Source organism: Bacillus sp. LUNF1, assembly GCF_011008975.1.
In the GTDB taxonomy this organism is placed as follows: domain Bacteria; phylum Bacillota; class Bacilli; order Bacillales; family Bacillaceae; genus Bacillus; species Bacillus velezensis.
The window spans coordinates 1658621-1672940 of record NZ_CP048876.1 but is presented as its reverse complement, the minus strand read 5'-3'; the positions used below and the strand labels follow the sequence as shown (position 1 = coordinate 1672940).

14 protein-coding genes are annotated in these 14320 nt (G+C 46.9%); all 14 read right to left on the bottom strand.

Translation table 11 applies throughout. The annotated features are described in order from the left end of the window. Nucleotides 1-9: 9 nt before the first annotated feature. Nucleotides 10-1224, bottom strand: coding sequence for an aspartate kinase (gene dapG, locus G4O42_RS08420; protein ID WP_003154168.1), 1215 nt, complete (start codon nt 1222-1224; stop codon nt 10-12). Nucleotides 1225-1312: 88 nt separating this feature from the next. Continuing rightward, nucleotides 1313-2353, bottom strand: coding sequence for an aspartate-semialdehyde dehydrogenase (asd, locus tag G4O42_RS08415; protein WP_032874931.1), 1041 nt, complete (start codon nt 2351-2353; stop codon nt 1313-1315). A gap of 134 nt (nt 2354-2487) precedes the next feature. Continuing rightward, nucleotides 2488-3078 (bottom strand): dipicolinate synthase subunit B, encoded by a 591-nt coding sequence (dpaB, locus tag G4O42_RS08410; RefSeq protein WP_032874929.1) that lies wholly within the window; start codon nt 3076-3078, stop codon nt 2488-2490. 2 nt (nt 3079-3080) lie between these two features. Beyond that, nucleotides 3081-3971 (bottom strand): dipicolinic acid synthetase subunit A, encoded by an 891-nt coding sequence (gene dpaA, locus G4O42_RS08405; protein ID WP_032874928.1) that lies wholly within the window; start codon nt 3969-3971, stop codon nt 3081-3083. Nucleotides 3972-4128: 157 nt separating this feature from the next. Continuing rightward, complete coding sequence (locus G4O42_RS08400; RefSeq protein ID WP_003154176.1) at nt 4129-4386, bottom strand: YlmC/YmxH family sporulation protein; 258 nt, start codon at nt 4384-4386, stop codon at nt 4129-4131. A 78-nt stretch (nt 4387-4464) separates the two neighbouring features. Next, complete coding sequence (locus G4O42_RS08395) at nt 4465-5700, bottom strand: M16 family metallopeptidase (protein WP_032874927.1); 1236 nt, start codon at nt 5698-5700, stop codon at nt 4465-4467. 38 nt (nt 5701-5738) lie between these two features. Next, nucleotides 5739-6698, bottom strand: coding sequence for a polysaccharide deacetylase family protein (locus G4O42_RS08390; protein ID WP_032874926.1), 960 nt, complete (start codon nt 6696-6698; stop codon nt 5739-5741). A 112-nt stretch (nt 6699-6810) separates the two neighbouring features. Then, complete coding sequence (gene pnp, locus G4O42_RS08385; RefSeq protein ID WP_032874925.1) at nt 6811-8934, bottom strand: polyribonucleotide nucleotidyltransferase; 2124 nt, start codon at nt 8932-8934, stop codon at nt 6811-6813. 174 nt (nt 8935-9108) lie between these two features. Continuing rightward, nucleotides 9109-9378 (bottom strand): 30S ribosomal protein S15, encoded by a 270-nt coding sequence (rpsO, locus tag G4O42_RS08380; RefSeq protein WP_003154182.1) that lies wholly within the window; start codon nt 9376-9378, stop codon nt 9109-9111. 165 nt (nt 9379-9543) lie between these two features. Next, nucleotides 9544-10485: a bifunctional riboflavin kinase/FAD synthetase gene (gene ribF, locus G4O42_RS08375; RefSeq protein ID WP_007611467.1), complete on the bottom strand. Its 942-nt coding sequence runs from the start codon at nt 10483-10485 to the stop codon at nt 9544-9546. A 19-nt stretch (nt 10486-10504) separates the two neighbouring features. Beyond that, on the bottom strand, nt 10505-11434 hold the full coding sequence (gene truB, locus G4O42_RS08370; protein ID WP_032874924.1) for a tRNA pseudouridine(55) synthase TruB: 930 nt from the start codon (nt 11432-11434) through the stop codon (nt 10505-10507). An 84-nt stretch (nt 11435-11518) separates the two neighbouring features. Next, nucleotides 11519-11872 (bottom strand): 30S ribosome-binding factor RbfA, encoded by a 354-nt coding sequence (gene rbfA, locus G4O42_RS08365; RefSeq protein WP_003154185.1) that lies wholly within the window; start codon nt 11870-11872, stop codon nt 11519-11521. A gap of 16 nt (nt 11873-11888) precedes the next feature. Further along, nucleotides 11889-12167: a DUF503 domain-containing protein gene (locus G4O42_RS08360; protein ID WP_003154188.1), complete on the bottom strand. Its 279-nt coding sequence runs from the start codon at nt 12165-12167 to the stop codon at nt 11889-11891. Continuing rightward, complete coding sequence (gene infB, locus G4O42_RS08355) at nt 12164-14314, bottom strand: translation initiation factor IF-2 (protein ID WP_007611462.1); 2151 nt, start codon at nt 14312-14314, stop codon at nt 12164-12166. Before infB ends, G4O42_RS08360 begins: the two co-directional genes overlap by 4 nt. Between the last annotated feature and the right edge of the window lie 6 nt (nt 14315-14320).

The window sequence follows — 14320 nt, the reverse complement described above, 5'->3', positions numbered from 1 at the left end:
CAATCACATTTACTTTGAAAGTTCAAACACTTCATGCAGCGCATTTACGGCCGTTACCATATCTTTTTCATGAACGAGCACCCAGATCGTCGTATGGCTGTCCGCAGATTGCAGAATCGGAATGCCTTTATCAGAAAGTGCGGAGACGATTTTTGACGTGACACCCGGAACACCCATTATCCCGGCGCCGACCGCTGACACTTTCGCACAGCTCTCCGTCACTGTCGGCTCATATCCTAATTCAGCCAAAATGCTGCGCGCGGCTTCCGTTTTACTGCCGGCTACGGTATATACGATTTCACTCGGCGTAATGTTAAAGAAATCTACGCTGATTCCGGCATTTGCCATTGCTTTAAAGACTTCAGTCTGAACGTTGTATTGCCCCATTTTGGCGGGAACCTTAAATTGCGTCACATCTTTCACATGGGCGATCCCTGTAATCAGCCGTTCGAATACATCGCTGCCGATGTTAGACGAATGATGGGACGTCACCAAAGTGCCTTTGTCTTTTGAATAAGTGGAGCGCACGCGAATGGGCACCTTTGCCTGCATGGCAATTTCCACCGCGCGCGGATGAATGACTTTCGCGCCTTGATAGGCAAGGTTGCAGATTTCCGTATATGTGACGTTCGGAAGCGGCTTAGCATTTTCCACGATTCTCGGATCGGCTGTCATAACGCCTTCCACGTCCGTAAAAATGTCGATAAACTCAGCATCAACCGCCGCTCCGAGCGCCGCTGCTGAAGTATCGCTTCCTCCTCTGCCGATCGTCGTCGTGTCGCCTTTTTCAGTCGCTCCCTGAAATCCCGCGACAACGACAGCGTCATGGCTGGCGAGTGCAGCGAAAAGCCGCTCTGTTTTCATTTCTATAATTTTGGCGTCAGTATGCTGGGCATTGGTTAAAAAGCCGGCCTGGGCTCCTGTTAAAGCTGCGGCTTTTATGCCGTTTTCCTTCAGCATGCTGGAAAAAACAACGGACGAAATCGTTTCTCCGCAAGACAGAAGCATATCCTGCTCTCTCGGAGAAATGTCGGACTGGCTGCCGTAAAGGAGCCCGATTAAAGAATCTGTCGCGTACGGGTCTCCTTTTCTTCCCATCGCCGATACGACAACGACAACTTTATAACCTTCACTGATGGCATCTTTAATGTGTGCTAGCGCAAGCTTGCGGCCTTTGTCATCTTTTACGGATGTTCCGCCGAATTTTTGAACAATGATCTTCACTATTTTCACTCCAAATTAGTCTGACGTAACAGAAGAGAGCAGGCAGAGCCTTACTCTCTTCTGTTCGCCTATAGAAAATACGTTTGTTTTATACGAGGTTCAGTTTTTGCAGGCTTTCCGCGATTTGGACTGAGTTCCAAGCGGCGCCTTTTAACAGGTTATCAGAAACAACCCACAAATGAAAACCGTTTGCTCTGTCCAAATCTTTACGGATTCTTCCTACAAATACATCGCGTTTGCCGACGCAATCAGCAGGCATCGGGTAGAGCTGCTCCGCCGGATCATCCTGAAGCGTAATACCCGGAGCTTCTTTTAAAAGCTGTTTCATATCTTCAACGGTTGCGTCATCACGGTCAAGCTCAATGTAAACAGATTCTGAATGTCCTGTTTCAATCGGCAGTCTGACACATGTCGCAGCCACTTCCAGATTCGGCATATGCATGATTTTTTTCGTTTCATTAATCATTTTCATTTCCTCAAACGTATAGCCGTTGTCTTGGAATTTATCAATTTGCGGAATGGCGTTAAATGCGATTTGATAATGCTTTTTGTCGCCTTTAACCGGCATAATGGACGGTTCTGCGGGTTCATTGTTTAAAATCGCCTTTGTCTGGCTGTACAATTCCTTCGCCGCTTCATTGCCGGCCCCGGACACAGCTTGGTAAGTAGATACAATGACTTTTTTCAAACCGTACGCTTTGCGGATCGGTTCAAGCGCAGCCACCATCTGAATCGTTGAACAGTTAGGGTTGGCGATAATGCCGTTATGTTTGTGCAGATCACCTTCGTTCACCTCAGGCACGACGAGCGGTGTATTTTCGTCCATCCGGAATGCGCTGGTATTGTCAATCACGATGGCTCCCCGTTTTACAGCCTCAGGCGCCAAGCTTTGTGATACGCTTCCGCCGGCGCTGAATAACGCGATATGAACGCCTTCGAAGCTTTCCGGAACAGCTTCCTGCACTGTATATTCTTCGCCTTTAAACGTTACTTTCGTACCAGCAGAACGCTTTGAGGATAGTAGTGTGAGTGTTTCGATTTCAAAGTTTCTGTCTTCCAGTGTTTTCAGCATTTGCTGTCCTACGGCTCCCGTCGCTCCGACAACTGCTACGTGTAATCCTCTTCCCATCTGTAAAACTCCTTCCGCCAATTAAGCATCATTTGTTGAATTGACTTTGCATTTTACGTTTTATTTTACCATAGAATAGTCACGGATTGACCGAATTTTTTTATTCCGGAATGATTTTCTGTCATCATGATATTTTATTCATGATGGTGTACGAGCACCGGCTGAACCTGCTGGTGCAAAAGAGCTTTTTCTACCGTAATCGGAAGGAGATCCATTCTGGCGACGAGCGATGTCGGTTTTTTCACGTGGTCGTCCTGGCCGAACGGGATGAAATATATGTTTTTTGCGGACATCAGCCTCATTAAATTCGTTCCGTTTAAACCGAGTCCGTCGTTTGTCGAAATTCCGAGCACGACCGGGCGGCCGTTGCGGATCGTGGCTTTCGCAGCCATAAGGACGGGGCTGTCAGTCATCGCATTTGCGAGTTTGCTCATTGAATTTCCGGTTAAGGGGGCGATGACCATGCAGTCGAGCGGAAGTTTCGGCCCGAGAGGCTCCGCTTTTACGATGGAATCAATCGCCTCAAAGCCTGTTGCTTCTTCAATTTTTCTGACCCAATCTCCCCCCTCCCCAAAGCGGGTATCGGTCGATTGAACGGTTGACGTCACGACCGGCCGGACTTCAGCTCCTTCACTGATAAGCGCCTCTATTTGCGGAAAAACTTCCTCATATGTGCAATGCGAGCCGGTTAATCCGAATCCGATTCTTTTCCCTTTCAGAGACATGGTTATTTCCCCTCTTTCTTTAAGTCTGCCAAAAGCTTGCTCAATACGTTCGCAATAATCTGTCCGGCTGTTTTCGGGGCCACAATTCCCGGAAGACCCGGAGCAAGCAGCGCTTTAATGCCTTGTTTTTCAGCATATTTGAAATCCGTTCCGCCCGGACGGGATGCTAAATCCAAAATCAAGGTCTTCGGCGTCATGCGCGATAAAACGCTTTGATTCAGAATCAAGCTCGGTACGGTGTTAATGCAGATATCAATATCATTTACATGTTCAGTAAGCTCTTCAAGCTGAAAAGGAGAAAGCCCCATTTCCATTATACGGGCCAAATGAGCCGAACTCCGCGCGCCCACTTTTACCTTCGCCCCTAACGCCGCAAACGTCCGGGCGATCGTCATACCGGTGCGCCCCATGCCGAGAACAGCGACATTTGATCCGTGAATGGTATAATCCGTATGCTGAATCGCCATCATGATTGTTCCTTCAACAGTGGGAATCGAGTTGAATATCGCGATGTCGTCCCGTTCAAATAATTTCACAAGCTTGCGGCCGGCTTCGCTGGCGATCCCCTCAAGATACGCGTTGGAGATGCCTGAATAAATGACGCAATGCTCCGGTGTCTGCTCAAGATAGCTCTGCTTTAATACCACTTCTTCATTTGAAAAAACCGTGGAAACAATGCCTTCTCCGGTCGTTGCCGATACGGGCAGGATGATACTGTCTATTTTTTGAAAGGGAATCTCATCAATTTTGCATTTGACGGTACCTGTAAAACCGTCATCCAATTGGTCAAATCCTGCAAGAAAAATATCGGCATGCTGTTCTGTCAGCTTTCTTATAATCTCAAGCTGTCTTGCGTCACCGCCAATAATCGCAATTGTCAATCCGGTTAACATCTGAAACGTTCACCTTCTTTACAGTTACTGGATCTTTTAAGTGTCATCCTCCTCTTCATCGTATGTGCAAAGAGAAAGGGCGGTGAATGTACAGCGTCTTTTTCATAAAAAAAGCACCGGCTGTATGAGCCGGTGCTTGCAAAAAAATGAATAAGATCTACTCTTCGGGAGGCGTGATCTCCCCCGGAACGTCTAAAATGATCATGTCTGACCCGATTTTTTGGATATGGTTCCAGGGGACGCGGATGTCGTGGCCTTGTTTTCGCAATCCGAACCATTTTACCGTCGGAATCAACAGCGCGGTAATTTGTCCGTCCTGTTCATTAATTTCCAAATCGGTCTGGCCGAGCACGCCGAGCCGCTCTGCCCGTTTAATGTCCACAATTTCTTTACCTGACAGTTCACTGAGCCTCATGATAGCCACCCCCTTGTACTATATGACCCGGAGCAAAAAAAAATGCCTGCCCCGTAAAGAGGCAGACTGCTTTGCCGATTAAGACGAGGCCGGCATATTGCCGGTCGGGCTGATGAGCGATAGTGCGTAATCATCCGTAAATAAGCGGCGGCTGAGGCCGTTGACGCTTTCCAGGCTGACCGCATTTAATTCAGTGATAATTTCATCCATGGTCTTATGCTTTCCGAGCAGGAGTTCGTTTTTCCCGTTCCGGCTCATTTTGCTGTTTGTGCTCTCTAAGCTGAGCATTAAGCTCCCCTTCATTTGCTCTTTGCTGTTTTCCAGCTCTTTCGGGGTGATACCGTCACGTTTTAGAACCGATAACGTTTCCTGAATGGTTTCAGACAGAAGTCCGAGCTGATTCGCGCCGGTGCCTCCGTAAATCGTCAGCATACCGCTGTCTTCATAGGAACTGTGATAGCTGTATACAGAATAGGCCAGTCCTTTATCTTCGCGCACATCCTGGAAAAGACGGCTGCTCATGCTTCCGCCCAGCACGTTGTTTAAGACGATCAAATCGTAAATGTCCGGATCTCCGACTTTCAGGCCTTTGAAACCGAGACAGAGATGCGCCTGTTCGGTGTCTTTTTTTCTGGTCAGCTTTTCATAATGAAACTCAGGCTCGCTGATGCCGCTTGCTTTGCCCTTCGCTTCGTATGTACCGAACCATTTCTCCACGTTTTTAATGAATTGTTCCGTTACATTTCCGGCGACAGAAATGACGACGCGGTCCGGCGTGTAAAAGTCATCCATATGCTGTCTGAGAGAATCGCCGTTAAATGACGAAAGCGTTTCCTCCGTCCCGAGAATCGGGTAGCCGAGCGAATGATTGCCGTATGTCGCTTTGCTCAGCAGATCGTGGACAATGTCATCCGGCGCGTCTTCATACATTTTGATTTCTTCATATACGACGTTCTTTTCTTTTTTGAGCTCATCTTCGTCAAAAGCAGAATGAAAGAACATATCAGCCAGCACATCAAGTGCGTAGTTTGCATGCTCATCCAGCACTTTGGCGTAATAGCACGTATATTCTTTTGAAGTGAAGGCATTCACTTGGCCGCCTATCCGATCGAAGGACTCTGCGATTTCCCGTGCGGACCTGGTATTTGTTCCTTTAAAAAACATATGCTCAAGAAAGTGCGAAATACCGTTTGTCTCCGGCGTTTCATGACGTGATCCCGTCCCGATCCAGACGCCGATTGCCACAGACCGCACCGTTGGATTATTCTCAAGCACAACTCTTACACCGTTTTGGCATGTATAGCGTTTTATCAAGTCTGTTCCTCCTATTCAAGACAGGCAACTGCCGCCTGCTACTTCATCAGCCTGTTTTCATCCATTAAGTCAGACACCGAGCCGAGCGCGTAGCCTTTTTCTTTGATTTTTGCAATCAGTGTATCCAGGCTTTTCGCAGTCGGATCAGTCGGATGCATTAAAATCATGGCTCCGTTATGTATTTTGCTCAATACCCTTGTTTGTAAAACAGCCGGAGACGGTTTTTGCCAGTCAATGGTGTCCACCGTCCACATGATGGTGCCCATTCCTTTTTCCGCCGCAAGGTCGACCACAGCTTTTCTGAAGCTGCCGCTTGGCGGCGCAAACCATTTCGGCTTTATGCCGAGCGTCTCGCTGATTTGTGCATTGGTTTTGTCAAGCTGTTCGGAAATGCTTCCTGAAGTCAGTTTGCTCATATCAGGGTGATTGTATGAATGATTTCCGATTTCATGTCCGTCTGCCGCTATTTTTTTCCCCAGTTCCTGATTGTTTTTCAGCCATTTCCCTTCAAGAAAGAAAGTTGCTTTGACCTGGTGCTGCTTCAGAATAGGCAGCATTTGCTCCACATATTCATTTCCCCAGGCGACATTTATCAGGAAAGCGACCATCGGTTTGTCGGGATTTCCTTTATAAATGGGTTCGGGCGCGAGAGATTCAAGATGGACTTTCGGTTTTACCTGCTCATAGACAAGGCCGTCTTCGTGAAATTCTCCGTCCTTTTTCATTTGCTTATAGGATTTTTCCACATTGACTTTTAAACCGTTATATCCCGGTATACTCTTCCATATTTTATCAATCCGCGCGTCTTGCGGCTTCACTTCATACTCTGGCGCTTTTTGCAGTAATTCTTCATAGAGCGGATCTTTTGATGCTGACACAGTTACAGCGTCTTTTTTCATTGCGTCTATGTAATCAACTGTATACGGGTTTTTTAACATTTCAAACGAAACAAAAAAAAGAAATAAAAAAACGGCAAACGGCACGAATTTTTTCAACATGTCCTTCCCCCCTCATCACACATTATGTATGAGGAGGACAAGGTAGAACCCGTCTGTTGTCTTTCTCAAAATAAAGAAGCCGGGTCTCCCAGGCTCCTTGTTAGGTTTTCATTTAAGATTGTTGTTGTTCCTGTTCTTTTTCTTTCTCTTCGCGCAGCACTGCTTTACGCGACAGATTCACTCGTCCCTGTTTGTCAATTTCAGTTACCTTCACAAGGATTTCGTCACCGATTTTCACAACATCCTCAACCTTGCCGACCCGTTCGAGCGCTAGTTCAGAGATGTGAACGAGACCGTCTTTTCCGCTGAAGATTTCAACGAAAGCGCCGAATTTCTCAATCCGTTTGACTTTACCGAGGTAAAGCTGGCCGACTTCGACTTCTCTGACAAGATCTTCGATGATTTTTTTCGCTTTATGGTTGCTGCTTTCATCAGTAGAAGAAATAAAGATGGTGCCGTCTTGTTCAATGTCAATTTTAACACCGGTATCTTCAATGATTTTGTTGATTTGTTTACCGCTCGGTCCGATAACGTCACGGATTTTATCCGGATTAATGTTCATCGTTAAAATTTTCGGCGCATATTGAGAAAGTTCTTTTCTTGATTCACCAAGCGTGCTGAGCATGCTGTTCAAGATTTCCATTCTTCCTTTTTTCGCCTGCTGAAGCGCTTCTTCAAGAATTTCTCTTGAAAGGCCTTCAATTTTAATGTCCATTTGCAGCGCTGTCACGCCTTTTTCCGTGCCGGCTACTTTAAAGTCCATGTCACCGAGGGCGTCTTCCATCCCTTGAATATCCGTTAATACCGTATAGTACTCGCCTGATTTCACAAGTCCCATCGCAATACCCGCAACAGGGGCTTTAATCGGAACACCTGCGTCCATCATGGCAAGCGTGCTCGCGCAAATGCTGGCCTGTGAAGTGGAACCGTTTGATTCAAGCACTTCGGATACGAGGCGGACCGTATACGGGAAGTCTTTTTCATTCGGAATGACCGGCTCAAGCGCACGCTCTCCAAGAGCACCGTGACCGATCTCACGGCGTCCCGGTCCGCGCATCGGGCCTGTCTCCCCTACGCTGAACTGCGGGAAGTTATAATGGTGCATAAAGCGTTTTGATTCTTCCACGCCTAAACCGTCAAGAATCTGAACGTCCCCAAGGGCGCCTAATGTACATACGCTGAGCGCCTGCGTCTGTCCTCTCGTAAACAGCCCGGAGCCGTGTGTTCTCGGCAGAAGGCCGACTTCTGAAGAAAGCGGGCGGATCTGATCAACGCCGCGGCCGTCCGGACGGACTTTTTCTTCTGTGATCAAACGGCGCACTTCGTTTTTCACGAGTTTAGACAGTGTCTGTTTCACTTTTTTAATCGTATCTTCATCATGCTCTTCTTCTTCGAATTTCGCGACAACTGCATTTTTCACTTCATTGATCGCGGCTTCGCGAGCATGTTTTTCGTGAACCTGAATGGCGCTGAGAAGATCCGGCTCCGCAAGGCTTTTTACTTTTTCGCTGAGCTCTTCGTCAATTTCATACAGTTCGATCTCTGTTTTCTCTTTGCCGACTGCTGCGACGATTTCTTCTTGGAATGCGATCAGGCGCTTAATTTCTTCGTGACCGAACATAATCGCCTCAAGCATGATTTCTTCAGGAACTTCATCCGCTCCGGCTTCCACCATGTTGATGGCGTCTTTTGTGCCTGCAACGATGAGGTTGATATCACTTTTTTCAAGCTGGTCAACCGTCGGATTGATGACGAATTTACCGTCAATGCGGCCTACCGTCACACCCGCGATCGGGCCTTCAAACGGGATATCGGAAACGCAAAGAGCGAGTGATGAACCAAACATTGCAGCCATTTCAGATGAGCAGTCCTGATCAACACTCATGACAATGCTGATGACCTGTACTTCGTTACGGAATCCGTCTGCGAAAAGCGGGCGGATCGGACGGTCGATCAGACGGCTGGCTAAAACGGCCTTTTCACTTGGACGGCCTTCTCTTTTAATAAAACCGCCCGGAATTTTACCTACTGCGTATAATCTTTCTTCATAGTTAACGGTAAGCGGGAAAAAATCTAGCGGTTTCGGTTCTTTTGATGCGGTTGCTGTGCTGAGCACTGCAGTATCGCCGTAGCGAACCATGACAGCGCCGTTTGCCTGTTTGGCAAGCTGGCCGGCTTCTACTGTAAGCTGTCTGCCGGCCCAATCTATGGTAAAGACATGTTTCTCTTGTCCCATTCGATTACGAGCTCCTCTCTTAATGTGTGAAATAATCAATTACTCCTATTATGAACGAAATGAATTGAACATATCAATGTCAAAGTAGTATGTAAAAGGATTTCATTGTTTTTTTATCATTATTTTTTTCGCTTTAATACGATAAAAAAGCGGGAATCCTCCCGCTTTTTACGATTATCGACGTAAGCCTAGTTTGTTAATTAACTCACGGTAACGAGTTACGTCTTTATTACGCAGATACGTAAGAAGATTACGACGTTTACCTACCATTTTAAGAAGACCGCGACGTGAGTGGTGATCTTTCTTGTGAGTACGCAAATGCTCGTTCAAGTTGTTAATTGAGTCTGTTAGGATAGCGATCTGAACTTCTGGAGATCCAGTATCAGATTCGTGTGTTTTGAACTCACTGATGAGTTGATTTTTACGCTCTTGAGTAATTGCCATCCTGTTTCACCTCCATATCATAATTAGCCCCAGTTACCTAGCAACCGTCGGTGACTTCGGATTGCCAAGCAATGGTTTTAAGACTACGAAACATATGATACTAAAAATCGCGCCCATATGCAAATCTTTTAGAAGAAAATTTGTGTACTTTTGATGTTTTTTCCGTTATTTGCTGAAAAAACGGATCGCTTCTTGTTTGTCTTTCCCGATCTGAGCCGTCAGTTCATCGATGCCGTTAAACTTCCGTTCGCTTCGGATTCGTTTGTACCACTCGATTTTAACGTCTTCTCCGTATACATCCTGTTGAAAATTAAACAAATGGACTTCAATTGACGGCTGATCGGGACGCTTTTCATAAAAGGTCGGTTTGTAGCCGATGTTGCAGACGCCTTCATACACCTCGCCTTTTATTTCGGCTTTCACTGCATACACGCCTGTCGGCGGCACGATATAACTGTTGTGCAGACCGACATTCGCGGTAGGAAAACCGATGGTTCGGCCTCTTTTGTCTCCGTGAATCACAGTGCCCCGGATAAAATACGGCTGGCCGAGAAGAGTGTGCGCAAGTTCAACGTCACCATCCTGCAGCGCTGACCGGATATAAGTAGAGCTGATCTTTCTGTCCTGCTCGGTCTGTTTCTCGACAGTCGTGCACCCGGCCTTGCCGTTTAAATCGTCCGGCAGCGTCTCCATCGTGCCTTTTCCGTATTTTCCGTACGTAAAATCGAAGCCTCCCACAGCGTGCCGCGCGTTTAACCCTAAAATATACTCCTCGGCAAACTGTTTTGGAGACAGAGACGCAAACGCTTCATCAAACTTTACGACATACAGCACATCAGCGCCTAAACGTCCGATCTGGCTGATTTTATCTTCAAGCGGCGTAATCAGATCCTTTGGCTCTTTGTCCCTGCCCAACACATGGGAAGGGTGGGGATGAAACGTCATAACGGCCAGCGACAGGCCTTTTTCTTCGGCAATTTGTCTGGCTGTTCCGATTACTTTCCGGTGTCCCAAATGAACGCCGTCAAAGTAGCCGAGCGCCATGACAGACGCCGGCTGCTCTTCTTTTTGTAAATGATGCGGATGAGAAATATGTATCGTCTTCACAGAACGGTCACCTTTTTTCTTATTGTTCGCTTTTTTGCATGAGCACTTTAGCCGGTTTCAGCAGTCCTTTTTTTGAAGGATGCGGCATATAAATGGCCACACATTCTCCGTCTTCAGTACAGACCGCTATACGGGCGTCAGCTGTCATTGCAGAAAATTCCGCCGGGATGTCAAACACTGACCCGTTTTCAGCTTTCTTAGCTAATGTATCACTTATGACCCATTTCGGCAAATGATTGAGCGCTCTTTCAATCGGCACGGCATGCTCTGCAACCATGCCGTCTGAAACCTGCTGTTCAAGTTCCTCAAACGTGAAACACTCATCAAGGCTGAAATCGCCGGAAGCGGTGCGGATGAGATGCGACATATGCGCGGGATAGCCGAGTTTTTCACCGATTGTCACCGCCAATGTTCTGACGTAAGTGCCCTTTGAGCACGTGACTGTAAAGCGGAATGATGCTGTGTCTTCTTTATAAGTGACAGGGGAAGTGAGCGCGATATCTTCAATCGTGATATTCCGCTTCGGCCGCTCCACTTCAATACCCGCCCTGGCGTATTCATAGAGCTTTTTCCCGTTGACCTTTACAGCGGAATACATCGGCGGCACTTGCTCCTGCGGTCCCTTCAGTTCGTCTAAAACGGCTTTGATATCCGCTTCTTTCAGCGGCTCCTTGACAGGTTTTACGCTGACCGTTTCTCCAGTCTGGTCTTCGGTCGATGTGGAGAAGCCGAGAGTGATCTCAGCATCGTACGTTTTTGACTTGTCGGTGACGTACTCAACAATCTTTGTGGCCCGTCCGACACAGATCGGCAGTACGCCTGACACTTCCGGATCAAGCGTTCCCGTATGTCCGACTTTCTTTGTTTTTAACAGTTTTCTTATTTTCATTACACAGTCGTGAGAAGTCATGCCGACCGGTTTATGTAAAAGGAGAACTCCGTTAACCATCTGTCTTTCGCTCCTTTGTTATCAATTGTATCCCGTAAAACGCAGAAAAGAGGACAGACGACACTCGCCCATCCTCTTTCCTTGTTATTCAGACGGTTTATCTGAATGCAGTTCGTGAATCAATGTTTCAATACGGTTGCCGTACTCAATTGATTCATCAAATTCAAATTCAAGCTCAGGCGTTTTACGGAGTCTGATTCGGCTGCCGATTTCGGAACGGATAAATCCTTTCGCTTTCTCAAGCCCTTTCAGCGCCTCCTCTTTCTTTTTCTCTCCGCCGAGAACGGAGATATACACCTTCGCTATTTGTAAATCACCTGAAACACGTACGTCTGTTACAGTGAGAAATCCGATTCTCGGGTCTTTCAGCTTTCGGCTGATAATATCCCCGAGCTCTTTTTTCATCTGCTCGCCGACACGGTTTGCTCTCATACTCAATTCAATCACCTCTAAGTTAAAACCACTCTGTTCTAGTGATCGTCCGTTCTATTTCGGGAAAGGAGTCAATAAACGCGAGTACACGCTGGATCTCCTTTTCCGCCTGAACGTGAGAGGAGGAGACGACGGCGATTCCGAAGCTGGTCCGCTGCCAAGTGTCCTGATAGCCGATTTCTGCAGCCGACACGTTGAACTTATTCTGAACCCTCGTTATAATCCGCTTCAGAACGGCTCGTTTCTCCTTTAATGATCCCGCATCATAAATGATGCATTCACATTCCGCAAATCCGATCACTTTCTTTCGATTTCCTGCATGACATACGCTTCAATGATGTCGCCTTCGCGAATGTCATTGTATTTCTTAATTGTAATACCACATTCATATCCTTGTGAAACTTCTTTCACATCATCTTTGAAGCGTTTCAGAACGTCTACTTCCCCTTCGAAGATGACCACGCCGTCACGGATCAGGCGGAGTCCGCTGTCACGTGTAATGTGGCCGTCTGTTACATATCCGCCGGCAATCGTGCCGATTTTCGACACTTTGAATGTTTGGCGCACTTCAACCTGACCGATGACTTTTTCTTCGTATTCAGGATCAAGCATTCCTTTCATCGCCGCTTCAATTTCTTCGATGACTTTGTAAATGATACGGTGAAGACGGATATCTACATTTTCAGCTTCAGCCGTGCTCTTAGCATTTCCGTCTGGGCGCACATTAAACCCGATAACGATTGCATTTGAAGCAGATGCGAGAATGATGTCTGATTCCGTAATCGCACCGACGCCTGTGTGAATGATTTTCACTTTTACGCCTTCTACTTCAATTTTTTGAAGAGCGGCTGTTAACGCTTCGGCTGAACCTTGAACGTCAGCTTTTACGATTAAATTGATGTCTTTGACATCGCCTTGTTTAATTTGTTCAAACAGATCATCGAGGCTCAGCTTCGCTTTGTCGCTGCGCTGTTCTTCCAGTTGCTTGGAAGCGCGTGCTTCACCGACAGAACGGGCTGTTTTTTCGTCTTTAAAGACGAGGAATTGATCGCCAGCCTGCGGTACGTCGTTTAAGCCCGTAATTTCTACAGGTGTGGACGGTCCGGCTGTTTTCACGCGGCGGCCGAGATCATTGACCATGGCCCGCACGCGGCCGAATGTATTTCCGACAACGATCGGATCTCCGACATTCAATGTTCCCGTTTGAACGAGAAGTGTCGCGACAGATCCTCTTCCTTTATCGAGCTCAGCTTCAATAACCGTTCCTTTTGCCTGACGGTTCGGATTGGCTTTCAGCTCTTCCACTTCACTGACAAGCAGAATCATTTCGACAAGCTCGTCAATTCCCTTGCCTGTAAGAGCGGACAGAGGAACGAAAATCGTTTCTCCTCCCCATGCTTCAGGAACGAGTCCGTATTCAGTCAGCTCCTGCATGACACGGTCAGGGTTCGCGCTTTCTTTATCCACTTTATTCACGGCAACGATAATCGGAACCTCAGCCGCTTTCGCATGGTTGATGGCTTCGACTGTTTGCGGCATAACGCCGTCATCAGCCGCTACGACTAAAATGGTAATATCAGTTACTTCCGCACCGCGCGCACGCATTGTTGTGAACGCCGCGTGTCCTGGAGTATCTAGGAACGTGATTTTTTTGCCGTTTTCTTCGATCTGGTAAGCCCCGATATGCTGGGTGATTCCGCCGGCTTCACCTTCAACAACTTTTGTTTTTCTGATGCTGTCAAGGAGGGTCGTTTTCCCGTGGTCAACGTGGCCCATGATCGTCACGACAGGCGGACGGATTTGAAGATCTTCTTCTTTGTCAGCCTCTTCATATTTTTCAAGCTCAGTTTCTTCAAGCACAATCACTTCTTCTGTTTCCACACCGTATTCAGATGCGATCAGTTCGATTGTGTCTTTGTCAAGCTCCTGGTTAATCGTAGCCATTACGCCCAGAAGCATCAGTTTTTTAATGAGTTCAGACGGCTCTTTGCCCAGTTCCTCGGCTAAAGCTCCGACTGTTAAAGAGCCGGAAAACGTAATTTTCTCAGGAAGCTCTTTTTTCGGCTTCAGCGGTTTTTGCTGATACTGATTTTTGTTGTTATGATTGCGTTTGTTTTTGTTTTTGTTGTTGTTGTTGTTCTTCTTGTTTTTGTTAAATTGATTATTCTGCACGTCATTCTTCTTTCCGTCTCGAATTTTGTTTGGTTGATTCCCAGCAGGCTGCTGATTAATCCCTTGCGGCTTGTTTTTGTTCGTTTCCGCAGGCTTCTGAGATGTAACGCCGGCGCCGCCTTTTTTAAATTTCGCATCAAGCTGCTTAATGGTCTTTTCTTCAAGCATTGCCATATGGTTATTTACTACTATATCCATGTTTTTCAGCGCAGTCAAAATTTCCTTGCTTGAAACATTGATGGCTTTTGCATATTCGTAAACTCTCATTTTAGCCATTCGTTC